Source organism: Stenotrophomonas sp. 62841_Sma (genome assembly GCF_056482945.1).
On record NZ_CM151224.1, the window covers coordinates 2,425,912 to 2,450,954 of the forward strand.

The 25,043-nt window shown below is 64.6% G+C and carries 20 protein-coding genes; 10 read left to right on the top strand and 10 right to left on the bottom strand.

Annotated features, from left to right (window positions below; all coding sequences use genetic code 11):
- Positions 1 to 11: 11 nt before the first annotated feature.
- Together ACZK5G_RS11340 and ACZK5G_RS11345 are read right to left on the bottom strand one after the other, a co-directional pair.
- Complete coding sequence (locus ACZK5G_RS11340) at positions 12 to 1,163, bottom strand: serine hydrolase domain-containing protein (RefSeq protein WP_239669804.1); 1,152 nt, start codon at positions 1,161 to 1,163, stop codon at positions 12 to 14.
- A gap of 111 nt (positions 1,164 to 1,274) precedes the next feature.
- Entirely contained in the window at positions 1,275 to 2,921 is a 1,647-nt protein-coding gene (locus ACZK5G_RS11345; protein WP_478463316.1) for an ABC transporter ATP-binding protein, read from the bottom strand.
- A gap of 113 nt (positions 2,922 to 3,034) precedes the next feature.
- On the opposite strand from ACZK5G_RS11345, the gene ACZK5G_RS11350 reads away from it, so the two are divergent.
- Genes ACZK5G_RS11350 through ACZK5G_RS11365 form a run of 4 tightly spaced genes read left to right on the top strand, consistent with a single transcriptional unit; the run spans position 3,035 to position 8,970 of the window.
- Positions 3,035 to 5,425 (top strand): TonB-dependent receptor plug domain-containing protein, encoded by a 2,391-nt coding sequence (locus ACZK5G_RS11350; RefSeq protein ID WP_478463317.1) that lies wholly within the window; start codon positions 3,035 to 3,037, stop codon positions 5,423 to 5,425.
- A gap of 6 nt (positions 5,426 to 5,431) precedes the next feature.
- Positions 5,432 to 6,895, top strand: a complete 1,464-nt coding sequence (locus tag ACZK5G_RS11355) for a DUF3526 domain-containing protein (RefSeq protein ID WP_478463319.1) — start codon at positions 5,432 to 5,434, stop codon at positions 6,893 to 6,895.
- Positions 6,892 to 8,247 (top strand): ABC transporter permease subunit, encoded by a 1,356-nt coding sequence (locus ACZK5G_RS11360; protein ID WP_478463320.1) that lies wholly within the window; start codon positions 6,892 to 6,894, stop codon positions 8,245 to 8,247. Before ACZK5G_RS11355 ends, ACZK5G_RS11360 begins: the two co-directional genes overlap by 4 nt.
- Positions 8,248 to 8,259: 12 nt before the next feature.
- Positions 8,260 to 8,970 (top strand): ABC transporter ATP-binding protein, encoded by a 711-nt coding sequence (locus ACZK5G_RS11365; protein WP_182266092.1) that lies wholly within the window; start codon positions 8,260 to 8,262, stop codon positions 8,968 to 8,970.
- On the opposite strand, the gene ACZK5G_RS11370 is transcribed toward ACZK5G_RS11365, so the two are convergent.
- The 3 genes from ACZK5G_RS11370 to ACZK5G_RS11380 all read right to left on the bottom strand — a co-directional run bounded on the left by ACZK5G_RS11370 (position 8,967) and on the right by ACZK5G_RS11380 (position 11,758).
- Entirely contained in the window at positions 8,967 to 10,808 is a 1,842-nt protein-coding gene (locus tag ACZK5G_RS11370; RefSeq protein WP_478463321.1) for an asparagine synthase-related protein, read from the bottom strand. The two genes, ACZK5G_RS11365 and ACZK5G_RS11370, sit on opposite strands and share 4 nt — an antisense overlap.
- A gap of 11 nt (positions 10,809 to 10,819) precedes the next feature.
- A complete protein-coding gene (locus ACZK5G_RS11375) occupies positions 10,820 to 11,521 on the bottom strand; it encodes a lasso peptide biosynthesis B2 protein (protein WP_478463322.1) in 702 nt (233 codons plus the stop codon).
- 75 nt (positions 11,522 to 11,596) lie between these two features.
- Positions 11,597 to 11,758 carry a hypothetical protein gene (locus ACZK5G_RS11380; RefSeq protein WP_012511114.1) on the bottom strand — a complete coding sequence of 54 codons (162 nt, stop codon included), beginning with the start codon at positions 11,756 to 11,758 and terminating at the stop codon, positions 11,597 to 11,599.
- Positions 11,759 to 11,963: 205 nt separating this feature from the next.
- Between ACZK5G_RS11380 and ACZK5G_RS11385 the strand changes: the two genes are divergently transcribed.
- From ACZK5G_RS11385 to ACZK5G_RS11405, 5 genes are all read left to right on the top strand, one after another.
- On the top strand, positions 11,964 to 12,890 hold the full coding sequence (locus tag ACZK5G_RS11385) for a hypothetical protein (protein ID WP_478463324.1): 927 nt from the start codon (positions 11,964 to 11,966) through the stop codon (positions 12,888 to 12,890).
- 245 nt (positions 12,891 to 13,135) lie between these two features.
- Positions 13,136 to 13,525, top strand: a complete 390-nt coding sequence (locus tag ACZK5G_RS11390) for a hypothetical protein (RefSeq protein WP_478463325.1) — start codon at positions 13,136 to 13,138, stop codon at positions 13,523 to 13,525.
- A 15-nt stretch (positions 13,526 to 13,540) separates the two neighbouring features.
- A complete protein-coding gene (locus tag ACZK5G_RS11395) occupies positions 13,541 to 14,392 on the top strand; it encodes an AraC family transcriptional regulator (protein WP_239496461.1) in 852 nt (283 codons plus the stop codon).
- Positions 14,393 to 14,529: 137 nt separating this feature from the next.
- Positions 14,530 to 15,021 carry a carboxymuconolactone decarboxylase family protein gene (locus tag ACZK5G_RS11400; protein ID WP_228756364.1) on the top strand — a complete coding sequence of 164 codons (492 nt, stop codon included), beginning with the start codon at positions 14,530 to 14,532 and terminating at the stop codon, positions 15,019 to 15,021.
- A gap of 56 nt (positions 15,022 to 15,077) precedes the next feature.
- Positions 15,078 to 15,452, top strand: coding sequence for a MerR family transcriptional regulator (locus tag ACZK5G_RS11405; RefSeq protein ID WP_110712403.1), 375 nt, complete (start codon positions 15,078 to 15,080; stop codon positions 15,450 to 15,452).
- 192 nt (positions 15,453 to 15,644) lie between these two features.
- Here ACZK5G_RS11405 and ACZK5G_RS11410 read toward each other — a convergent pair whose 3' ends face one another.
- The 5 genes from ACZK5G_RS11410 to ACZK5G_RS11430 form a co-directional block, all read right to left on the bottom strand.
- Positions 15,645 to 18,014 carry a TonB-dependent hemoglobin/transferrin/lactoferrin family receptor gene (locus ACZK5G_RS11410; protein ID WP_478463327.1) on the bottom strand — a complete coding sequence of 790 codons (2,370 nt, stop codon included), beginning with the start codon at positions 18,012 to 18,014 and terminating at the stop codon, positions 15,645 to 15,647.
- A 126-nt stretch (positions 18,015 to 18,140) separates the two neighbouring features.
- Positions 18,141 to 19,592 (bottom strand): DUF2271 domain-containing protein, encoded by a 1,452-nt coding sequence (locus ACZK5G_RS11415; protein WP_478463329.1) that lies wholly within the window; start codon positions 19,590 to 19,592, stop codon positions 18,141 to 18,143.
- A 33-nt stretch (positions 19,593 to 19,625) separates the two neighbouring features.
- Complete coding sequence (locus ACZK5G_RS11420; RefSeq protein WP_478463330.1) at positions 19,626 to 20,531, bottom strand: EF-hand domain-containing protein; 906 nt, start codon at positions 20,529 to 20,531, stop codon at positions 19,626 to 19,628.
- A 30-nt stretch (positions 20,532 to 20,561) separates the two neighbouring features.
- A complete protein-coding gene (locus tag ACZK5G_RS11425; RefSeq protein WP_478463332.1) occupies positions 20,562 to 21,359 on the bottom strand; it encodes a DUF4198 domain-containing protein in 798 nt (265 codons plus the stop codon).
- A 270-nt stretch (positions 21,360 to 21,629) separates the two neighbouring features.
- Positions 21,630 to 22,634: an extracellular catalytic domain type 1 short-chain-length polyhydroxyalkanoate depolymerase gene (locus tag ACZK5G_RS11430; protein ID WP_478463333.1), complete on the bottom strand. Its 1,005-nt coding sequence runs from the start codon at positions 22,632 to 22,634 to the stop codon at positions 21,630 to 21,632.
- A 221-nt stretch (positions 22,635 to 22,855) separates the two neighbouring features.
- Between ACZK5G_RS11430 and ACZK5G_RS11435 the strand changes: the two genes are divergently transcribed.
- On the top strand, positions 22,856 to 25,018 hold the full coding sequence (locus ACZK5G_RS11435) for a TonB-dependent receptor (protein ID WP_478466516.1): 2,163 nt from the start codon (positions 22,856 to 22,858) through the stop codon (positions 25,016 to 25,018).
- Positions 25,019 to 25,043: the final 25 nt, after the last annotated feature.

Here is a 25,043-nt window from a genome sequence, read left to right on the forward strand (position 1 = left end):
CGCCCCCCGGACTATGGGGTCTTGCCTGCAGCAATCTTCCCGACCAGGGCATCGATCGCCGCTTCCATGGCATGCGCGGTCTGGTCGCCACTCTGATTGGTGATCACGAAGATGCCCAGATCGTGCTCGGGCATGATGTAGATGTAGCACTGTGAGCGCGGTACGCCACCGTGATGGGCATAGTAGACGCCCTTCTGGCGATCGCCGGCGACGATGTTCCAGAAGTAGCCGATGCTGAACTCGTCGTCGAATCTGGCCAGGGCGCGATGCGATTGCTTTACCACCGGCCCATTGGCCAGTTGGAACTGAAGGTACTTCACCATGTCCGGGACGGTTGCTTTGACGTTTCCGGAAGCGCCCCATGGCAACTGCGGCATCGGCGTGGTCGGTACGGGGTTGTCGCTGTGATAGCCGGCCGCCAACCGCGGCGCTTCGGCATCATCCAGCCTGATCCGGAGGCCGGTCATCGCCGCGGAGTCGCTGAAGAAGCCACGCAGCAGTGACGCGTAGTCGGTCTTGTAGGCCACCTCCAGAACATGCGCCGCCAGCTCGGTCCCTGCGCTGGAGTAGGCGTACTCCTTGCCTGGCATCCGCGGGATCTGTACGGCGTGCAGGTCCCGGAGGAAATCCGTCTTGCCGTAGTGCGCGTAGAGCGCATTGAGTTCGCCCGGCGTGCGGTGATCGGTAAAGTCCTCCAGTACCGTGTTCGCGCGCTCCGGCAGCATGTTCGGCAGGCCACTGGTGTGCGACAGCAGGTGGCGGACGCGGATGGGTTGGCCCTGGTACTGCAGGTTGGGATAGTCGCCCTGCAGGTACGTGCGAACGTCATCCTCCAGGCCCACCCTGCCTTCCAGCACCGCATTGGCCATCAAGGTGCCGGCCAGCGTCTTGCTCAGTGAGCCGATCTCATAGAGCGTGGCATCGGTCGGCGCGCCGGCTGTACCGGCCACCATATCGCCGCGATGGCGGATGAAGGTCCTGCCCCGGTACACCACGCCGATGGAGGCCGAGTGCAGCAAGGGCTGCTCGATCAGGGTCTGCGCAACCTCGTCGATCTCTGCCCCCGGTTCCTTCGATGGCGCCTTCCCGCCCGTGCATCCGGCACCAAGGAGTACGACGGACACGACGAAGGCATGAAACCAACGTCTGTTTCGAACGGTCATCGAAGTGGCTTCCATGCGTTGGCGCTTGAAGGGCGATCAGGAAAGAGCGCTCACGATAGCCGATTGTCGAGACGAACACGCTGGCTGCGGAGCGCCTCCTGGCCCTAAGCATCACCCCCCGAGATCAATCACCCGGTCAGTCGGGCTCACGATGCCTCGTCGATGGGTGATGGCCACCACGGTTACATCGTTCGCCAGTGCGCGGATATGGTCCATGATCTCGCGTTCAGTGGCCTCATCCAGCGCGGAGCTTGCCTCGTCCAGAAACAGGATCGCCGGCTCGCCATACAGTGCACGGGCAATCGCGATGCGTTGGCGTTCCCCGCCGGACAACTTCAGGCCCCGCTCGCCCACCGTGGTTTCCAGCCCCTCGGGCAGCGCCTCGATCAACGGCAGGATCGCAGCCTTGCGTGCGGCATGCCGCAGCCGATCATCATCACGCGCGCGCCCCAACAGGATGTTGTCGGCCAGGCTTTCGTTGAGCAGGATGACATCCTGCGGAACCACCGCGACAGCGGCATGCCAGGCCGCACGGTCGATCCGGGACAGGTCAAGGCCATCGACCAGGATCCGGCCACGCTGGGGATCGATCGATTTCAGGGCGAGCTTGAACAGCGTCGACTTCCCTGCCCCGGTCGGCCCGATCAGGAAATTGATGCCGCCACGTTCGGCCTCGAAGGACACATCGCTTACCCCGCGACCGTTGCCATAGCGGTGGCTGACCCGCTCGAACGCCAGCCGGCCGCTTTCACCCGCAAAGCGCTGGGCATCGGCCACCTGCTGCTCCTCGGGCGCCGCCCACAAGGTGGAAAGCGGAGCCAGCATGCTCCACGAGCGCGCAACGTCATCGATCGAACGGGCGATCATCTCGAACGGCATGTTGAGCTGGAGCAGCAGCAGATTGAACAGGACGATGTCGCCGACGCTCAGACCGCCGCTCTGGTAGCGCGGCAGCAACAGATGGAAGGTAACGATGAACTCGACCGCCAGGCCGATGCCCAGCAGCGCAATGAAGCCGATCCGCTGCAGTACGTAGGCGCGCCAGCTGTCGCGCACCTCCTGGGCCTTCTGCTCGAAGCGCTGCACCATCCAGCCGCTGCCGCCGAACTGGCGCAGCGTCTCCATGGCATTCATGGCATTGCCGACGAAGCGCGCGTTCTGCTGGCCGGCCTCGACCGCAGCTTCGCGATGGATGCGTGCGCGCCGGGTAGCGATGGCGGAAAGCGTGACGGCTACCGTGCCGTAGGCCAGCACGATGGCCACCACCTGCAGGTTGATCAACGCACCCAGCGTTATCAGCGTCAGCAGGATCTGCAGCGCACTGGGAATGAAGGCCACCAGCCCCAGCTGCACCACGATCTTCAGCGCGCCACGGCCTTTCTCCCCTGCAGCCTGCAGCTCGGCGGCGTTGTACTCCAGGAAGAAGCTGTTGGTCTTCTTCAGCAGACGGGCGAAGTAGCGGGTACTGGTGATGAAGCCAAGATTCTCGCCACTGAGGAACGACAGGTACTGCACGGTGTTCTGCAGGGCGCTGCCAGCGCCAAGCATGACCGCATACAGCAGGAAGCCGCCCGCGAGAGCGCCGACCCCGTCGATGGGCAGACGGTCGATCAGACGTGAGAAAAGATAGGGCGCCGCAACATTGGCCAGGCTGGACAGCACGACACTGCCGGCGATGAGCAGCAGCAGCCTGCGGTCAGCCTTCCAGTACGCGCCCAGGATTTCAGCAACGGGGGGCGGAACAGCAGTCTTCTTCATCGGCCTGGTTCCGGCGTGGACTCAACCCCGGAATGATATGCTATAACATATCTATTCTGGAGCGACGTAGCCACGTCGCAGGCCACTTTCGGATGGGATCGATGGACCGGGGAATGACGAACGTATCCGCTGCCATGCCACGCGCGCTCATGGCCCTCAGCATTGCCGCTGCACTGTTGGCCAGCGTGCCTGCGATCGCCCAGAACCCCGGCGATGCCCGGCGCTCGCGGGCCGCAGGCGCAGCGCCCGAGGCGCCGACCGCGACCCTGGACAAGGTGCTGGTGGTCGGCAGCAACATCCGCGATGCCATTGGCGGCGGCGCATCCCCGATCATCGTGATCGACAAGGAGGCCATCGACCGCACCGGCGTGGCCACCGTGCAGCAGCTGTTCGAGAAACTGCCGCAGAACTTCGGCGGTGGCGCCAATGGTGCCAACGTCGCCAACCTTGGCGTCGACCGCGATACCGGCAACAACTTCGGCCAGGGCACCGCCATCAACCTGCGCGGTCTGGGAACCGGCACCACGTTGACCCTGATCAACGGCCACCGCGTGACCTCGTCGAACCGCTACCAGTACGTGGATGTCTCGCTGATACCGCTGAGTGCGGTGGAACGCGTGGAGATCCTCACCGATGGTGCCTCGGCCATCTATGGCACCGATGCGGTCGGCGGTGTAGTCAACATCATCCTGCGCCGCGACTTCACCGGGTATGAGACCGCTGTGCGTTACGGCGCCGTGACCACCGGCGGCATGGAGGAATACCAGGCCTCGCAGTCGGCAGGCTGGTCGTGGGATGGTGGCCATGTGCTGGCCAGCTACGAGTTCCTGAAGCAGAGCAACCTGCCGGCGGTGGACAAGGATTTCTCGAAGAACGTGCGGGTCAAGCCGTACGACCTCTACCCCGGTTCGAAGCGCCACAGCCTGTACGTGGACGGCGTGCAGCAGCTCAGCGATGTGCTGACCCTGAACGTGACCGGCTCGTTCGCCAAGCGCGAGATGGACACCACCATTTCCGGCACGGCCGACGAAACCCGGTTGTTCCCGCATACGCGCCAGTTCGACCTGTTCGCGGGACTCACCCTGGATCTTCCACGCGGGTGGCAGGCGCGCCTGAATTCCGGGTTCGGCAGGAGCGATGTGTCCTATCAGCGCACCACCATCACCGGCAGTTCGGCCAGTACCGCGCCGCCCACCAATACCAACTCCGAATCCCGCTACCTGGATGTGGTCGCCGACGGCGAGTTGTTCAGCCTGCCCACCGGGCCGATACGCGCGGCGTTCGGCGCGGGCTACCGCCGCGATGGCTATGAGCTGATCGATCATCGCGGCCTGGAAAAGCCACTCGACCTGCATCGAACGATCAGGTCCGCCTTCGGCGAGCTCAACATCCCGCTGCTGAAGGACATGCCGGGCGTGCGCAGCCTGTCCTTCACTGCGGCAGCGCGCTATGACGATTACAGCGATTTCGGTTCCACGCTGAATCCCAAGCTCGGCCTGCTGTGGGAGGCGACCCAGGGGCTTTCGTTCCGTACCAGCTATGGTCGTTCCTACCGGGCGCCGGTGTACCAGGACATGCAGTTGAACAACACCGTGGTGGTGGCGAACGTGCCCAATCCGAGCGCAGCCAACGGCAACACCATCCTGATGATGCTCTCCAATGGCAATCCCGATCTGGGCCCCGAACGGGCCAAGACCTGGACCGGCGGTTTCTCGTTCGCGCCGCCGTCGCTGCCGGGGCTCAAGATCGATGCGAACTACTACCACATCGAATACGCCGACCGTATCGGCAGCGGCTTCGGCGGCAGCTTCCCGTCGCTGTTCCTGCAGTCCACCGCACCTTACGCAGACATCCTGACCACCAATCCCACGCAGCAGCAGATCCAGCAGGCACGCCAGCTGGGCGTATCGGGGCTGGGCCTGTTCGTCTCGCGCGTGGGGCCGTATGCGTTGCCGCCAGGCATGGACGAAACCAACAGCCAGGTGATCCTCGACAACCGCTTCCGCAACAACGCCTTCACCCGGCAGCGTGGTGTCGACTTCAGCGGATCGTATGGCTTCGATGCCGGCCAGACCCACATCGGGCTGAACCTGGCCGGGCAGTACATCATCGAGTCGAAGCGGCGCGTGACCAGTACGTCGCCCGAGGTGGATGCGGTGAATTCGGTTTACTACCCGGTGGACCTCAAGATGCGCGGTGGCATCGCGCTGAGCCGGCAGCAGGCCGCGGCGGGGATCTTCGTGAACTACGTGGACAGTTATCGCGACCCCGCCAATGTCGCCCGGCCCCACGTCAGCTCCTGGACGACCGTAGATCTGAACCTCGCCTACCACTTCGGTGCATCGGCGGACCCGCAGCGTGGCACATCGCTTGCGTTCAACGTGCAGAACCTGTTCGACCGGGATCCGCCGTTCATCGTCAACAGCATCAACACCGGCTATGACCCCACCAATGCAACAGCGCTGGGTCGCTTCCTGTCCATGACGCTGACGCACCGCTGGTAAGCCGCCATGCGCGCCGAAGCCCCTGCCCTGTCCCGGTCCGTCATGGCCATCCAGCAGGCGTTTGCTGTTGCGGCAACCCAGCTCACGCTGATGTGGCGCGAGCGGCGCGTGCTGTGGCTTGCCCTTGCCCTGTTGCTGATTGCGGGAGCATCGGTGCTCAGTGGTGCTGCACGCCTGTCCCTGCAGGCGCAGGAGCGCCAGGCAATGAGCGAGGAAGAGGCGCGGCTCTGGGACAGCCAGGGCACAATCGACCCGCATAGCGCCGCACATGTGGGGCGTGCCATTGCTGCCCCCGTGCGGCCACTGGCTGCACTGGACCCGGGGCTGACGGATTACCTGGGAACCTCGGTGTTCATCGAAGGCCACGCGCAGAACCCGGCCCGGCACCGTGCCGTGGATGGTGGCACCGCACTCAGCCGCTTCGAGGGCTTCTCTGCGGCGTGGGCGCTGCAGGTGGTGGCGCCGCTGCTGATCATCCTCGCCGGGTTCGCGACCCTGTCCGGCGACGTCGCCCGCGAGACGCTGCGCCAGGAACTCGGTACCGGCGCCTCGGCCGGCGTGCTGATCTGTGGACGCTTGATTGCCCTGGCGGCCGCCTCGCTGCTGCTGGTGATGGCCATGCTGCTGATCAGTCTTCCGGGGCTGTCCATCCAGTACGGCGACGCCACGGATCTTGCCGCCCTGCTCGCACTGGCGGCCGCCTACCTGCTCTATCTGCTGGTGTTCTGTGCACTTACCGTGGGGGTGTCGGCACTTGCCGGCTCGGCACGGACGTCACTGGTCGTGCTGCTCGGCTTCTGGGTGGTGTCCACACTGCTGCTGCCGAGGGTGGCGCCTGCGGTTGCCGAATCCCTGTACCCGACCCCTTCGGCACCGGCGTTCAGGACCGGCGTGACCGAAGAAGCGGAGAACGGCGCGGATGGCCATGACCCGGCCGACAAACGCCTTGATGCCCTGCGCACGGCGTTGATGGCGCGCTACCGGGTCGACAGCGTTGACGACCTGCCGCTGAACTTCCGCGGTGTGGCGCTGGAGTTTGCCGAGGCCAACTCGACGCGCGTCTACAACCGCCATTTCGATCGCCTGCATGCCACCTACCAGCAGCAGGACGCCACCCAGCGCCTGTTTGGCCTTGCCTCGCCGACGCTGGCGCTGCAGTCCTGGTCGCGCGCCTTCGCCGGCACGGATTTCCCGGCGCATCTGGCGTTCCTGCGCGGCGTGGAGGACTACCGTTATCGGTTGATCCAGGCACTCAACCAGGAAGTGAAACTGCACAAGGCACCACAAGGCGGGAAGCATGTGGCCGACATCGCCGGCATCACCCGTTCAGTGCACTACCGGCCGCCGCAACAGACCCTGGCCGGTACCGCTGCCGCGCAGCGCGGAAATCTCGTCATTCTGCTGGCCTGGCTGATGCTGGGTTGCGTGGTGGTGCTCATCTCCGCACGGAAGCTGGGGAGATCGCCATGAACGTTGTGTCGATTGCCCGCTATGAGATCCGCCGATTGCTGCGCGATCGAGCGCTGCCGGTGCTGCTTGTCCTGCTGCTCGGGCTGGGTGCCTACGCCGCGTGGAACGGCCGCGCATGGGTGGACCAGCGCGAGGCGGCCATCGCCCTGATCAAGCAGGAAGAACAACAGACGAAGGAACGCAGCCGGGCATTCGTCGGCAAGGCGCCCTCGGTGCTGCCCCGCACTCAGCCGGTGCTTGCGCCCGCCGCCATGGCACCGCTGTCGATCGGCCAGGCAGACGCCTACCCCTACACCGCCGATGTGGTCGCGCTGGGCGATCCGACCCAGCTGCTCAAGCACGTCTGGGCCGACATCGGCAATCCAGCGGCACGGGCTGCGGGACGGTTCGACCTCGCCTTCGTCATCGTCTTCCTGCTGCCGCTGGTCATTCTCGTGGCCACCCACGATCTGTGGTCCCGTGAGCGCGAGCGCGGCATCGCGGCGCTGGTGCTGTCACAGCCGGTGTCGGCAACGCGCCTGCTGGTGGTCAAGGTGCTGGCCCGTGGCCTGATGGTGCTGCTGCCCGCACTGGTCATCCTCCTGGCGGTGACGATCGGGGCCGGCGCGCGCAGTCCTGCGGGCCTGGCCATGCTGGCCCTGACTGTCCTCCTGTACGGCGCGTTCTGGCTGGCCCTTGCACTGCTGATCGGCTGCCTTGCCCGGCGCACCACCGAGGCGGCCATCGCCGCCGGCGCGCTGTGGCTGCTGATCGTGGTCATGGCGCCGTCGCTGGCGCTGGCCACGGTGAATCTGATCGCGCCGCCGCCGTCACAGATGCAGTTCGCCACCGAAGTAAAGGCGATGCAGTCCGACATCGCCACGCGCCAGCGGCGCGAGCATGCGAGGTCGGCGCCAGTGAATTCGCCGTCCCCCGTCATCTCCGACACTGTGCGCCAGGCCTACGCCGATCGGGTTGCAGCTGACCGGGAACTGGAACGCCTGATCGCCTCGCATGCGCAGGCCGAGGCCGCACATCGCCAGGTTCTGGACAAGGTGCGGCTGCTGCTGCCGGCCGTCGCGACACAGGACGCGCTCGACCGCATCGCAGGCTCGGATGCCGACCGCGCGCTCGACTTCCAGGGACAGGTCCACTCCTTCTGGCAGGCGCGGCGGCTGTTGCACAAGGCCTATCTGGATCGTGACGCGCCGCAGACCTTCGAAGAGTACGACACCCTGCCCCGCTTCCAGTTCCACGAAACAGCCGGCGTCGCCCAACGTGGTGTCCTGGCCGATCTCGCCGCACTGATCATTGCCACCCTGCTTGTCCTGCTAGCAGCCGGTGCATTGCGCAGCCGGCTGGCAACGCCCTGAGGAGACGTCCACATGCTGTCTGCAAAAAGCCTGGTCATGGAACACGGCGCACATCGGGCGTTGGACGACGTCAGTTTCGAGGTGAAGCCCGGCGAGATCTTCTGCCTGCTGGGCGCCAACGGCGCCGGCAAATCGACCACCATCAAACTGTTCCTTGGCTTTCTGAAACCCACCTCCGGTGCGGCCGAAGTGGACGGCCTCAGTGCGCACCGGCAGCCGCAGGAGGTACGCCGGCGGCTGCTGTACATCCCCGAGACCGTGGCGCTGTACGACGAGCTGACCGGCTACGAGAATCTGGACTACTTCGCCCGCCTGGCCGGTGTCGAGGAACGCTCGCCAGCGCGGTTGAAGGACGCACTCAGGTCCGCCGGCCTGGCGACCGACGCATTCGGGCGACGCGTGGGCCTCTATTCCAAGGGCATGCGGCAGAAGGTCGGCATCGCACTGGCCATCGTCAAGGAAGCCAGCGCCCTGTTGCTGGATGAACCCACCTCGGGCCTGGACCCAACGGCGTCAGCCGAATTCCATGAGTTGATCGTGCGGGAACGCGATCGCGGCACGGCGATCCTGATGGCCACCCACGATCTGTTCCGCGCCCGGGAAGTGGCGACCACGATCGGCCTGATGCGGGCCGGCCGCCTGCGCAGGACGCTTGATGCCAGCACGATCACCGCGAACGATCTTGAGAGCCTGTACCTGGAAGAAATGAGCCGCAGCGCCTAGGCCACGGCGGCCGCCTGCGCGCCACGCTGGCCGGACCAGCGCCGCAGCCACGCTTCGATGTTGATCTGCGGGCCGAAGATGCCGAGCACCTGCGACGAGTGGTCCGGGCCGACCTGCTGGATGCCCGCATCGGCCAGCGCGCTGTCGAGATAGCCGCGCCTGGCCAGCATTCCATCGACCAGAAGATTCCTGATGAACTGCTGGTGCCCCTGGGTGACCGCCACGGAGTGATCATCCAGATAGGATTTCACCTTCCGCGACAGCAGCACCTCCGGCAACAGGCCTTTCATTGCACGCCGCGCGATGGTGCGGTCTTCCGCGTCCGCGATGAGCAGGTGCAGCGGAATGCGCGCGAACAGTTCGACAAGCGGCTGCGCACTGATCGGCGATACGCCATGCCAGTGGCCTGCACCTTCGAAGGGATCAAGGACGCTGGTCGGAAACACCATGCGGCCAATATGGGCCAGCTTGTAGGGTGATACGCGATGCCCCTGCGCCTGCGCGTGCCGCAACCAGGCCGGCTGCATGCCATCCTGTTCGGCGCGGTCCACCCGCACCCATGGGCACGGCTTGCCCCAACGGCCATTGATGCTGCCTGGCCGCTTGAGCAGACCATGGACCATCGCATCCTTCAGCACCCCGTACAGTGAATCGCCGGACTGCGCGGTTTCGAAGGCGACGCGGAAGAAATCCCGGTCGATGCCGCGCCGCCAGGCGTAGTCGATCGCAGCGGCATTGCCCTTGAAACGCAGGAACACCGCATCACCGCCAACACCGGTGAACTGCACGGTGTCACCGTCGAAGGCCACGTCACGGCGGTGGAGAAGATAGCCGGAACAATGCGCCGGCCGGGCTGTACACGGGAAGGTCATGATCTCTTCCAGCGCGCAGTGAGGTTGCCTTCGGTACTCGATGTATTCGCAACGCCTGCCCGAGGAATCACTGGCCCCTTGCACTGCCATCCGCGCGAACAGCCGTTCGTCGGCGCCGATGCCCTCATCGTAGTGGTGAACACACGTCACCTCCGGTGCCGACGGCGCCTGCAACAGGCCGGCCAGGATGATCGAGGAATCCAGCCCGCCTGACAGCTGCAGCTGGATGCGCCGGTGCGGGCTGGCCAGTGCACCGATGCAGCCCAGCAGCGTGGAACGCGCCAGCGACACGGCTTCCTGAAGATCTTCGATCGGCGCGTCGCGGGCCAGCCGCACCACGTCCCACTGGCAGTGCCGGCCCACCGGCTCTCCATCGCGGATTGAAACCGCTTCACCCGCTTCGACCGCCGTGATCTCCTCGAAGCCGGTCTGCAGGCCATCACGAAACGGGTACAGCAGCGAGTACGACAGGAAGGACCAGTCAACGCTGAATTCGCGCAGACCCAGCATCAGGCAGTCTTCCATGTTGGAGAAGACCAGCGTCAACTGGCCCACCGTGGTCATATAGCACGGGATCTCCGCAGTGGGATCGCGCAGGACGAACCAGCTCGACGTTTCCTGCTGGAAGCCGAACGCCACGTAGCGGCCCCAGTAGTGTTCTACGATGCTGCGGCCCTGGCTGCTGCAGGCGGCGTCCGCTGTGGCGGGATCCAGGTTCACGCAGCAAGGCACTTTGCCTTCGCCGAACGTCTTGTGGAACAGCTTGCCCAGTACCACCAGCGCGTTCGAGCGATTGCATTCGAAATAGCCGTGGTTGTCGCTCTGCACATGGATCGCCGCGCCGTTGTCGTTCAACACGCAGGCGATGCCGGGCAGCCTGGCGCCGATCCTTTCCACGATGCGTTCCGCCTGCGCCGTCGCGGATTCCGAGTGGGTGTTCCAGAGCACGGCGATGTATCGGTACATGGCAGGTTTCGTTACAGCACCAGGATGGGAACCATCCGGCGCAGGTTGAAGGGAATGTCGGTCAACACCTGATCGCCGTGCTGCAGCCAGCAATGCGCGGCGAACGGCTGGGTTCTGACCGCGAACACCCAGGCCGGAACGATGCCGTAGTTCGACAGGAATCCGCGCATCGCCAGGCAGTAGAGAAAGCACTCATCGGTTTTCCTGAAGGCCAGGGGTCGAAGCCAGTCGAACACCCGCACCCGCAGGGCCAGTTCTTCAGCGCTTACCGGCCGGCTGTGGCCGCGATCCGCCCGACGGCGCACGGCCGACACCGTGGAACTGAAAGGAAGGAACGTTCTGCTGCAGGCGGCATAGGCGCACGAGGCGATGAATCGACGCAGGTCACGCGCCACGATGGGTGGACGGCCACGTGGCGCGCCTTCGCGCGCCCAGTACCGAGGCAGCGCAATGGCAGGGCTGGCAGCGGATTTCCCCTGCTGCGGATCCGCGGTGATCAGGCGGCGGTCGATCAATGCCTGCAGAAGCCTGGGCGTGCTTGCGTCATCGGACTGCAGGGGCCAATCGAGAACGAGCTTGCCAAGGCCTGCGGCGCCGCGTTTTTCAAGGGAAAGATACTTTCCCGTGGCCTGGTCCAGAATCACCATCGCATCGCCGGTGACACAGACGTGGGCGTGCTTTGACAGGAAATACGGGGCGGCAGCCTGCTCCATCATGCGCTCCTGCGCCGGAACCGGAGAAGCGGTGCATGCAGGGCATGCACCGCAGATGCGACATTGCGCGGTAGATCAGGGCGACGTGGTCGGGAACACGCCGTCCCACAACGTGCCGTGGTTGTGCGCCTTCGTTTCCGAAACCACCGAGCCCAGCTCGATCAGTTCGCCACCCACACCCTGATCCTCAGGGTTCTGCTGTCCTGCCACTACACCCAGCTCAATCAGCTCGTTCATGAACATCTCCTATCGTCAGTGGATGTACCCGCGCATTGCGTTGGATCGCGTTGCATTGGATACGGAGCAGCCAAGCCACCATCGCCGCCACATTGCAGGGCGATTGCCGCCAAGGCACCTGAATGTTACGATATAACATCTTATTTTGGCGTGACGAATGACGCCAGCGGCCCGTTGTCGATACGACCTACGAGAGGCGAGAGGGATGAGCAGCGAGATCAGAGACGACGGCCTGGATCCCACGCTTCTGCTGAAGGGGATGTTTCCCCTGCCGAAGCTCATCCGCTTCGTACGGGAGCGTTGCCCCCCGGGACGCTTCGACGAGGCTGCGCTGGTGGAGGAATGGCGGACGGCACGTGCCGAGGTACTGAGGCTGCAGCAGGAGGAAGCCGGTGAGGCCGACGCCATCAATGTCCATGCGTTACCGGATGAGATGCTGCCGCTGGCTGAGCAGGCGCTGCGGCAACCCTCGATGCACCGGATGACGAGTGTTCTGCCACGCAGTTGGCAGATGGTCGAGATCGATCGACTGGTGATCTTCCAGGAGTCCATCAACCTGCGTCACATCGATCAGTTGGCGGCATCCCTGACCGCCTCGCCCAGCGCGCAGGAGGTCATGCAGCTTGTCGCGCGCAGCGGCAGCCATGCACATCCGGAAGTGCGCTTCACCCAGTCCGATGGCAGCTACACTTTCGCGTCCACCTCGAACGACCTGCGCTTCCTCGATGTGGCGACCCTCGATCCGGCTGCCATCGCCGACTACGAGCCGTTCGGCGCGGCCAGCCACGCCGTCGTCATCTATCTGGGTTTCAGTGACAACCTGATCAGCGCCACCCGGTTTGGCAAGCGCATGGTGCTGACCAATGGCTCCCATCGCCTGTACCTGCTGCGCCGGCTCAGGTTCAGCCATGCGCCCTGCCTCGTCACCGATGCCTCCGACAGCGACCTCAGCGAGGTTCTGCTGCCGGCGGCGGTCAAGCAGGATCGCGGATTCTACCTGTCTTCCCCGCGTCCGCCGCTGTTCAAGGACTATGTCGATCCTCGCCTGACCTGCGTCGTGCCGGTCACCCGCAAGCACTACGCTCTGAGGGCCAAGCTCGACCTGCAGAGGCTCACGGTTCCGGCCTTGTAGGCCAGGCTGTCCAGCCGCTTCGATGTCGTGCGGTCGATATGGCCGGATTGGTGAATCACCTGGCGGAACTGTCGAATGACGCCTGCGGGCTTGCCGCATACGCTTCCCATCCTCAACCAGAGAGGATGCCAACGTGAATGAACAAGCACTGGCTGCCGCAGCAGGAAAAACCGATCCGCCCGTCATCCACGTCCTGATGGGATTCATTTGTGTATGGCACAGGCGTGAACCACGGCAGGTGCAACATGAAGATTGACCACGCGCACTTTCCCATTGTCTGGATGCGCAACGATCCCGCCCTTGCCGAGCCCCTGGATCAGGTCCTTTCTGACCTGTCCTCTTTGCTTTCCCTGCAGAAGCCCTTTGTATGCATCGCCATGGATGCTCCACAACGCAGCAGTAGCGGGAATGACGTTGACGAGCGGCGAGCGCTGGCGGCCTGGGTGAAGCAGAACACCCACAGCATCCAGCAGCAGATCAGAGGCCATGTACAGATCGTCCAGGAGGCGCAGGAACGAGAGGCGATGGAGGCTTTTTCCGTTGCATTCTTCAAGTTCTGGGGCTACCCGATGTACGTTGTTGCGGATGTGGATGCCGGGCTTGCCAAGGCGCTTTCACTTCTGACTGACGCCTGACATGCAGGAGGCGGAGTGACAACCTCGAGCATGAGGCAACGTGGAGTCGGGCCGGACTATCCTGATCTCGTCGATAGCCCTGTCATGGTGCTTGGGGTCGATCCCATCACAGATGCCTGGGAGATGCCCTTTCATCAGCATCGCAAAGCCCAGCTTCTGGTCGCAACGAGCGGATTGATCACGCTGGAGACCAGCGCAGGCCTATGGGTAGTTCCGCCCCAGGGGGCGATCTGGATTCCGGGAGGCCTGCTCCATCGCGCCAGCAGCAGCGGAAAGCCGCACGGCTTCGTTGTCTTCGTTGAGCCCGAGGTAGTTCCAGGATTGCCAACACACTGCTTCGCAATGGCGATCACGCCCTTCATGTATGCCCTGCTCGAACGCACGGCACGGCTTCCCCAGCAGTATGAAAGCGGGAGCGCCGATTCCCGCCTGATGGCTGTGCTTCTCGACGAACTCATCGCGGCGCCGCCGGAGTGGCTGCACCTGCCCATGCCCTCCGACCCAAGGCTGCGCAAGCTGGCCAGTGCGATGCTCGACGCGCCGGCGGAGCGGGCAACGCTTGGGGTGTGGGCAAGCCGGATCGGGATGAGTGAGCGCAACATGTCGCGCCTGTTCTCCGGCGAAACGGGCCTGAGTGTCAGGCGATGGCGCAGGCAGCTGCACGTGGTGGTCGCTTTGCCGATGCTTGCCAAGGGCCGGACGGTACAGGCCGTGGCCGATGATCTGGGGTATGACAGTTCAGGTGCATTCGTCACCATGTTCCGGAAGGCGGTCGGAGCGCCCCCCAAGCGCTTCCTTGTCGAACGAGGGGGGCGGCTACCCGCATCCGGCGCAGACATTCAGCCGCCTGGAGGAGTGCCCCGGTAAGTCCCAACGGCTTCAGCCCTGTTCGATTCTCCAGCTTGACTTGGAGCGCGCTCCAGGTCGTAGCGTGACCCCGGGATCTGAGTTCCCACTCCCGTCATGTGACTCGACACCAAGGGTGCAGGCTGATGAAGCGCGTCATGAACATCCAGAACCGCAGGGCGCCACTCGGCGTCCTGCTGGTGGCCATGGTTTTCGGTATTCCCGCTTCGGCAGCAGAGCCGGACGGGCGCCGCGAACGCGGCGAGGCCATGTTGAACAGAATCACAGCTGATGAAGGCAGGATGGTCGTTGAATCGTTGAGCGACATCTCTCCCGAGCTGGGAGACTGGATCATCGAGTTCGCCTACGGCGACGTCTTCTCGGGCACTGAGCTGTCACTTTGCACGCGAGAGCTTGCGACCGTCTCGGCACTGACTGCGCTGGGCAATGCGCGCCCCCAGCTCAAGGTCCACATCGACGGAGCGTTGAATGTTGGTTGCAGTCCGGATGCCATTGTGGCTGTCATCATTCAGATGGCAGTGTACTCGGGCTTTCCAAGCGCATTGAATGGTGTAAGCGCGGCCAGGGAGGTCTTCGCGGATAGAGGCGTAGGCGTCACTACGGCCAATTCGAGGACCGGTGAACGCTGAGGTGCAGGCCAGCGTTTCCCGGGCCAGCCCAACTCACCCACTCCCAGGGCCAAGCGATGGAATCACATCTGACGATTGATCAAGTCTCCAGGAGAACCGGCCTGTCGGCCTACACCCTGCGCTACTATGAACGCATCGGCTTGATCGCACCGATCAGTCGTGCCGTCGGAGGACGGCGCTGCTATCTCACCTCGGACCTTGCGTGGATTGAATTCCTGCTGCGCCTGCGGATGACGAACATGCCCATCGGGAAGATGCAGGCATTTGCCAAGCTGCGTAGCGCCGGAGATTCGACGGTGGCGGACCGACGCAGGTTCCTGGAAGAATACCTGATAGAGGTGCTGTCAAAGATCGAAGCGATGGACCGGTCGGTCGAAGTTCTACGCGCGAAAATTGACTACTACCGTTCGCTCGAGACGTCCCTGATCTAGGTTCCATGCGTCGCTCACGATGACCACGCCAGCCCGGTCCCCAGGTCCGGTCAGTTCATGCACGTGCCAACGCGTGCGGCGATCTTCAGCCGGTTCGCAGGGCAGCCAGGTGAAGTTGTGCAGGGCATGCAGGGCCGCAGGCGCGATACGCCTGCGGCCCATCGATACCCCGTCTCGTGCGGGAGAAGGCGCTTACATGAAGTCGTAGCTCAGCGTGAAGCGCACATTGCGACCCGGTTGCGACCAGCGGCCGATGCCCTCCGCACTGGTCGCGCCCTGGAAGATCGCGCTGCCGGCGCCGGCCGTGCGCACGCGGTTCCACAGGTAGTATTCCTTGTCGAAGACGTTGTAGACGCCTGCGGTCAGGTGCAGCTTCGGGGTGATCGCGTAGCTGCCGAACACGTCCAGCAAGGTGTACTCGCGCGCCTTGTAGGCATAGACCGGAACTACTTCCACACCGTAGCTGCCGTTGGTCACGCTCTTGCCGTAGTCGGACGGGTCCTTGCGCTGCTGGTGGGTGAGGTTGGCGGTGACGCTCCAGCGCCGCGACGGTGCGTTGTAGGTCAGGCCGCCGACCGCTTTGGCCGGGATGATGCTGGCCAGCGGCGCACCGTCGTTGTCGGTGCCCTCGTTGTAGGAGTACGCCACGCGGGCCAGCCAGTCATCGGCCAGCAGCCACATGCCCTCCACTTCCACGCCCTTCACTTCCACCTCGCCACGATTGATCGGCATGGTGTAGGTGTAGCCGTTGGTTACCGTGGTCACGCCGCGGCTGGTAGTGCTGTATCGGGTGCCTTCGTCCGCCACGAACTGCGCGGTATCGATGAAGTTGCTGTACTTGTCACGGAACAGCGATACACCCACGCGCAGCCGCTCGGCCTGGTAGCGCCAGCCCAGCTCCAGGTTCAGGCTGCGCTCGGCATCCAGGTCCGGGTTGCTCCTGCCATCGGGCACGGTGACGGTCGCACCGTCGGACACGCGGGTGACGTCGGTAGTGGACGAGGTGCCATACATGTCATTCACACCCGGTGCGCGGAAGCCGCGGCCACCCTGCACCCACAGCGACTGGGTGTCGGTGAACTTGAAGTCTGCGCCGAGGTTCCAGGTGGGCGAGGCAAACTTCGAGACCCCCACGCTGCCGCCCTTGTCCACATAGCCGGACTGGCCGTTGCCGCCGGCGGATGTTTCCGGCGTGTACTTGTAGCTGTCGTAGCGGACGCCACCGGTCAGGGTCAGGCGATCATCGAGCAGGCGCACGCGGTCGCGGACGTAGGCAGTCAAGTCGGTCTCGCGGGTGTCGGGCCAGAGCGACGGATCGGTCTCGCAGCTATAGAGCGTGCCCGTGCTGCCCCAGCGCGAATCGACCGAATTCCAATGGATCCTGGCCCGCTGCCAGGCGGCGCCGTAGATGATGTCGTGGCGGATGCCGCCGACGTCCACGCTCTTGTCGAAGGACAGTGCAAAGCGGTCGCGCTTCTGGGTGTCCCAGCGGTCTTCCTGGCGCGAGCAGAGCGCGGTGGTCGAGCAGCGGGTGCCGTAGACCGCGGCGGTGCCGTTGGCGACCAGAACGTTGGTCTGACCCTGGATGTAGTTCTTCTGGTGGTCGGCGGTGGCTTCCAGGGTGTCGAACAGCGCATTGCCGGCGCGCCAGGTGTACTTCAGGCCGTAGCGATCGCGGTCGCTGCGATCTTCGGCGCTGCGGAAGAAATACGAGCCTGTGCCGTCGCTGCGGGTCCAGTTGTCGACATTGTTGGTGGCGCGCGCGCGCTCGTAGACCACGCCGAGGGTCTGCGTATCGGTGGCCAGGAAGTTGACCTTGGCCAGCAGGTTGTTGCTTTCGCGATCAACCGGATCGGGCGTGCGTCGGCCCGGCCCCAGCTTGGCAGGGCTGGAGTCGTACCAGGATTCGGTTTCGTGGCCATCGCGCCGGGTGTAGACCAGCAGTGACTCGAAGCGGCCGGTGCGGTTGGCCAGGGTCAGCGAGCCCATGTTCTCGCCGCTGGAGCCGGTGTAGCCGTACTTGATCGAACCGAAGCTGTCATTGCCGGAGGCGTTGAGGAAGTCGGCCGGATCCTTGGTGGTGAACATCACCGCGCCACTGAGCGCACCACTGCCCGCAGTGATGGCATCGGCGCCCTTGATGATTTCCACCGCCTTCACCGCTTCAAGATCGACACTGCCACGGCCGGAGCGGAAGAATTCATAGGGCTGATAGGAACCCGGGTCCATGCTCTGCGGGAAGCTCAGGCCATCAAGTGTGATGGACACTCGATCCGCCTCCAGGCCACGGATGTTGAAACCGTTGAAGCCTGCGCGGCCGAGGTCGACCATTTCCACGCCGGGTACGTAACGGATCGCATCCTCCATGCTCTGGGCACCCTGCTGCTGCAGGTCCCTCGCGGAGAGCGTGGTGACGTTCTGGTTCTCGGATTTCTTCCGGGTCTCGACCACCTTGATGGTATCGAGCGTGCTGTCGGCTTCGAGCGCGGCCGCATGGGAAATCGCCGGCAAGGCAAGGCTGGTGGCGACGGCCAGGGCCAGCAGGGAGGGTTTCAGTTTCATCGCAGACTCCGCAGTTGTGGAAGTGGTGGTGCCAAGGGCGGATCAGGGCCCTGGGCGTTCCTGGCTGCGGGTCGCCGGATGCGGCGCTTTCTGCGTTGCTGGGAAATGAGGAAAGAAGGTGCGTCGCTAGTTGCCTGCGTTGGACACCTGCAGGCTGCCGATCTCGCTGGCGCCCTGCGTCTTCAGGTCCATCGGCTGCCCGGTATCGACCGGCACCGACAACAGTTCATGGCCGCCGCCCTGGCGTGCTGCCTCGACCTGCAGCCGGTAGCGGCCCGCAGGCATCGCCAGGCCGCGGTCATCACGACCATCCCATGCAATCGAATAGCGGCCCGGCAGGCGGGTCGGCCGGGCAATGGCCTGGATGGCCGGCAGGTCGTCGCGGCCGTAGTTGCGCCACCATTGCGGCAGATCACGCAGGTAGCGCGAACGTTCGCCCAGCACCAGCAACTGCCGTACCGCGCTGCCATCGTCGCGCGCGATCCACAGCGCCAGATACGGCGCGTGATAGCGCTCGCTGGCCAGGTGCGGAATCTGGTACTCGACGACCAGTTGCTCTGGCGGCGTGGTTCCGGCCGCGCCGGGCGACAGCAACGACGGCCAACGCTGCGAAGTGAAGGCGATACCGGTGTCACTGAGGACCAATGCAGCAACGCCCGGCAGTGCGTCGGCCAGCTCCAGCCCGGCGCGGACGGGCATCACCGACAGCGCGGTGGCCAGCGCGTCGGCACTGCTGGCATCGGCGGCCACCACCGTAGCGGCGGGGGCGAACTGCATGGGCCAGCCCGACCAGGGGTCCAGAATGTGGCTGTAGCGGCGTGGACCGATCGCATAGCCCCGGCTGGCATGGCCACTGGCGGCGATCGCGTGCGAGCGCAGCGCCACCGTAGCCAGTGCCGGACCGTTGTCGCGCGGTGCGCGGGCATCGGCCACGCCCACCTGCCATGCCTGCCCTGCCCCGTCTGCCTGCCAGTAGCGCGCATCTCCACCGATATCGAGGCGGATGCCGCGAGCTGCCGGTGCCGCCGCACGGGCCGCCTCCAGCGCACGGTCGATGATGTAGCCCTTGGCCAGGCCATCCACATCGAACACCACGTCCGCAGGACGATGCACCGGCATGCCGTCCTCCATCGTGAACTCCGCCGCGGCGGCGGCAGCGGCCATCGCCCGTAGTTCATCACGCGGTGGCGGCACGCCACTGTCCTGCGCCTGCCGCCAGCGTTGCGCCAGACTGCCCAGCCGGCAACTGAAAAGCCCGTCGGTGCGCAGCCGCCACTGCTCACACAGCGTCAGCACCGCGCGCAGATCGCTGGACAGTTCCTGCGGCCCGGTACTGGCATTGAAGCGACTCAGCTCGCTATCCGTACGCCACCGGCTCAGCACCGCATCCAGGCGTGCGATTTCCGCAAGCACGGCCTGCTCGCCCGCAACTGTCTGTGCTGGCGGCGCGTCGATGTGCAGGTCCAGTGACGTACCCAGTACATCGTCGTGGTGCAGCGCTGCCGCGCTCGCGGTGAGCGCTGGCAGCCACCACAGCATCGCGCAGGCAACGCGCAGCAATGTGCGGAATCGTGTCATCAAGGGCTCGATCAGGTGCGGCGGCGGCCGACATCAACGACGAGGCGTGGGTGCCGGCACCTTGGCGTCGGCGGCGTCGACCACGCCATCCTTGTTGCGGTCGGCGGTCTCGAACAGGCGCTTGCCCGAGACCTGGTACTCGGCGAAGGTCATGCGGCCATCCTTGTCGGCATCCAGCACGCCGAAGCGCACATGCACCTGACGGTCACTGCCCTGGCCCAGCGCGGCGATGCGTCGGTCGACGCGGGTCTCGAACTCGGCCAGATACTCGTCCAGCGCCAGCCGGCCATCGCCGTTGCTGTCGGTACGCGCGAACTGCGTGTCGCGCACGCGCCGGTACTCGGCCAGATCGACCTCGCCATCGCCGTTCTCGTCATACAGCTCAAGGAAGCCGGCGGCGGTGTGGCTGGTCGGCATGCCCAGCCGGCTGCGGCGCTGGTTGTCGAAGCGCTGGGCACCGGCGGCGGTCCTTGCCTCGCCACCCGTTGCGGCCTTTGCCCCGGCACCCTTGCTGGCCAGCGCCTGCTTCCCTGCCTGCCAGGTCTTTTCGCCAGCGGCATCGAATTCGGCGCGCGACACGAAACCGTCCTTGCTGGTATCCAGCGCGGCAAAGCGTGCCTTGGTCTGCTCGACCTGGGCGGCGCGCTCGCGATCGATCTCTGCGGCCACGCGGGCATCGAATTCGGCCACGTACTCGGCCTCATCCACGGTGCCGTCCTTGTTGCTGTCGGTGGCATCGAAACGGGTGCGACGGAAAGTCTCGAACTCCTGCCACGTCACCCGGCCATCGCCGTTGTCGTCGTGCTCGGCGATGAAGGCGAGCACGTTGTTGCCGTGGCCACCCACCAGTGGGCGCGGACCGGGCGTGCTCTGCGCGGACACGGCAGAGGACAGCAGCAGCGCGCCGAGGCAGGCGCTGGCAAGGACGGTGGTTTTCATGTCGACCTCAAAGGTGTTGTTGCGGAGGAATCAGGGGTTGAGCACGCGAAAGCTGAGCGTGATGCTGTTGCTGAACTCGGCCACCGGCGAACCTGCCGGTGCCGCCGTACGGTGGCGGGCCAGCGCGATCCAGGTGCCTGCCACCCTCAGCGGGAAGCGAACGTGGCCCTTGCCATCGGTCTTCAGGCTGAGCACCTGGGGACTGCGATCCGAACTCCAGACCGCCTCGGTGATCTCGACGGCGTGCCCGGCAAGCGGCACGCCGTCGTACTGGACGATGAATTCGAAGGTCTCGCCCACGTAAAGATCATTGGGATGGGTGACCGGCACCAGTTCGATTCCCTTGTTGCGCGGCTTCAGCGCAGCACGGTCCGGGCTACCGACGGTGACATAGCTGTCGGCTTGGGTCAGCGACTGGAAGTCGGCGATGACCTTGGCGCCGCCGGGGATCCTTACCGCCGGATCGCGCGAGCTTTCGCGCTTGCCATTGATCTCCCAGGTGCGGAACAGCGCCCCCAGGCGTGATCCGGTACTGAGCCGGTAGGTACCGTTGCCGGCCGGCAACGTGTATTCGGCCACGGTGCGCGTCTTCATCGCCTGCGAATCCAGCGGCGATTCAGTGCCATCGGGCGCGACCACACTGAAGTGGCTGCCGTCGAACGCGGTCTCCGGCACAAAGAAGGTTTCTGCGAACGAGGCGTCCAGGGCAATCGTCTGCCCTGCCCGCGGCGCGAAGTCGCTGGGCACCAGATAGGGCGTGTGCGCGGAAGCTGGCAGCGCGGCCACCAGGGCCAATGCCGCGGAGGCAAGCAGGGTCAGGATCTTCATGGTGCCTTCGTATCGGTGAGCAGGAGCGCTGGCGAGACGAAGGTCTGGTGCTGGCGAGCGGAATGCTATGCCAAATGCGATTCGTTATCAATTGGTGAAATTCTGCGATTTGTATCGTTCCGTATGCAGCTTGCTGCAATGGACGGGTTCTGCAGCCGCAATGGCACAGAGCCGCCACAACAGCTGCCGGGCAACAACAACACCAGACACCTTCCAGCGCCTGGTGAGTCGTTGCGGATCAAGTACTCCCAAATCCGGTCGCTGGTCTGCTCAGCGCTGGTAGTCCTTCAGGAACAACCAGGTGATCAGCGTGGCATCCGGCCCCTTCGGGTCGGTGAACGGCAGGCCGGACTGGCTGCCGCTCCACGCATGGCCCATGCCCTGCACCACATAGTGCTGCACCAGCGTCCTGCCACCGTAGGCGTAGGTATCCACTGTATACGCACGCCCACCCGGCACCTGGCCGTGATAGGTGCTGGTCGGCACGTACTTCACCGAGTCGTTGTCCAGGCCGTCGTCGGCCAGATCGTTGGTCTGCAGGAACTGGCGCACCGCCTGCTGGCCGTTCAACGGATTGACGGTGAGATCGGCGCTGCCATGGAACACCAGCACCGGCAGCGGTCGGGGCGACGGCGATCCCGAGCACTGCCAGGCCAGACGGCCATTGCTGTCCGGCGAATAGATGCTGCCGGCCAGCAACGCATAGGCGCTACCGGAAATCGTGGTCGCACCCTTGAACATGCCACCGGAATGGATCGCGCCGGCAGCGAACACATCCGAATAGCAGGCCAGCATGATCGAGGTCATCGCGCCGCCCGCGGAAATGCCGGTGACATACACCCGGTGCGGATCCACGCTGTAGCTCGCTTTCACCTTGTCCACGATGCCGGCCAGGATCGATGCTTCGCCGCTGTCGCGGGCCTGGTTGATCGGCAGCTGCCAGTTCCAGCAGCGGGCCGGATTGGAGGTGACGTTCTGCCGGGGGTAGACCACGATGAACCCCTCCGTGTCGGCCACATCATTGAAGCCTGATGCCTCGCCCATCAGGTTCGGTCCGGTCACACAGCCATGCAGCACCAGCAGCAGCGGCAGCGGCTGGCTGTCGTCATAGCCGGCCGGCACCCATACCTGGTACTCGCGGGCGCCGAACAGATTGCCGTACAGGCCGATATCCCAATGACCGGCCGGGCCAGCGGCAACCGCGCTGCCCGCCATCGCCAGCCAGCTGCACAACACCAGCAGTACCGCCTTGATCGAATCGATTCCGGATTTCATGGCCAGATCCTCGTGCGTGAGTCGTGGATGAAGGAGTACCGGGGACCGCTTCCGGTTGGGGGCGCGCCCAGTATCCGCATCCACCGGCCGCTGCCGACTGGACCTAGGTCCACTCGCTGCTGGCCGATGACACCGCTAGCCTTGGCTGCAGGGGTGGCAATGGGCCATCCGCACGCTCATGCCTGGGGGAGGACCGAATGAAACGGAATTGTTTGAGTCTCATGATCGGCGCGCTGCTGGCCACGGGGCCGGTACTGGCACAGGAATCACCGACGGCAGGCAGATCCGCTTCGCCGACCAACCTGGACAGCATCAAGGTCACCGCGCGCAAGCGTGAGGAAACCCTGCAGGAAGTGCCGGTGGCAGTCACCGCCTTTACCTCGGAGGCGCTGGACAGGATGAATGTCCAGGACATCAGCGACCTGGACGCGCAGGTGCCCAACCTGACCATCTACGCGGCGCGCGGCGCCAGCAGCACGGTCACCGCCTACATCCGAGGCATCGGCCAGTCCGATCCCACCTGGGGCGCCGATCCGGGCGTAGGCATCTACCTGGATGACGTCTACATCGCGCGCCCGCAGGGTGCGCTGCTGGATGTGTTCGATGTCTCGCGTATCGAGGTGCTGCGCGGCCCGCAGGGCACGCTCTACGGCAAGAACACCATCGGCGGCGCGATCAAGTACATCTCGCGCGGCCTGCCCACCCAGACCGAGGGCTTCGCCCAGATCACCGTGGGCAACTACAGCCAGCTGGATGCGAAGGCGGCCATCGGTGGCCCGATTGGCGGCGCCGACAGTGGCCTGCGCGCCCGTGTGGCGGTGGCCAGCATGAACCACGACGGGTTTGGCGAGAACATCTTCAACGGCCAGCCGGTCAGTGACAAGCAGATCAATGCCGCACGACTGAACGTCGGCGCGTACGCGGGCGATGACTTCGACGTGCAGTTCGCACTGGACTGGATCGATGACCAGTCCGGCATGCGCGGTTCGAAGATGCTGGCGCCCAATCCGTTCCTGCGCGCATACCCGCCGATGGACAGCCGCTATGACATCCGCTCGGGCATGCGCAACCTCAACAACGTGGAGAGCAAGGGTGCCTCGGCCACGGTGAACTGGCGGCCGAACGAGGACATTGCGCTGAAGTACGTGGTCGCCAAGCGTGAATCGGACAGCGAGGCCAACATCGACTTCGATACCGCGCCGGTCAAGCTGGCCGACGTGGGCGGCACCTATCACGACGACCAGGTCAGCAACGAAGTGCAATTGAACTACGATGCCGGCGGCCGGGTGCGCGGTGTGGTCGGCCTGTACCAGTTCAGTGGCGAGGCGGGCGGCCAGATCCAGAACAACTACTTCAGTGCGCAGTTCGCCGACAACCAGGGCAAGGTGTTGACCGACAGCATCGCGCTGTACGCGGACTGGACCTTCGACCTGACCAGCAAACTCAAGCTGGATGTAGGCGCCCGTTACACAGACGAGGACAAGCGCGCGATCGTGCTGAACCGCCTCTACGCCGACCCGGGCTTCAGCCGGCCAGTGGCGGTGACCGCGGACTTCGACAAGAAGACCAACTTCAAGAACGTCTCGCCCAAGGTCTCGCTGGACTACCAGATCACTCCGGACATCATGGTCTACGGCCTGGCCACGCGTGGCTTCAAGTCCGGTGGCTACAACATCCGCGCCAACGCTGTGGCCGTGCCACGCTCGGCCGAGCCGTTCGACGACGAGACCGTGGACAGCTACGAGGTCGGCAGCAAGATGGCCTTCCTCGACCAGCGCCTGTTCCTCAATCTGTCGGCCTTCTACAACAAGTACAAGGACATCCAGTTGTCGGTGTTCACCGGCCTGGATACCAATGGCGATGGCGTCGATGACTCCTTCTTCGGTGATTTCACCAATGCCGGCGCAGGTACGGTCAAAGGCCTGGAAGTCGAGTACCAGTACCTGCCCAGCCAGCACTGGCTGATTTCCGGCAACCTGGCGTGGCTGGATACCAAGTACGACGAGTACATGGATCGTGGCGTCAACGTTGCCAGGCAGATGAAGTTCACCAATGCACCGGAATTCTCCGGTGCATTCAACGTGGAGTACCGCACCGACCTGGCCAACGGCAGCAACCTGTCGGCACGGGTGAGCTACAGCTACCAGAGCGAAGTGTGGCCGACCACTGATCTCAGCCCGGTGATCCGCCAGCAGGGTTACGGGCTGGTCAATGCCGGCGTCATCTGGCGCCTGGATGATGCGTGGACCTTCTCGCTGCAGGGCACCAACCTGGCCGACAAGGAATACCGCACCACCGGCTACAACATCCCGGCGGTCGGCACGCTGATTGGCTTCTATGGTCCGCCACGCCAATATAGCCTCAGCGTCCGTTACGATTTCTAGCGCATCCGTTACGATCTCCAGGAAG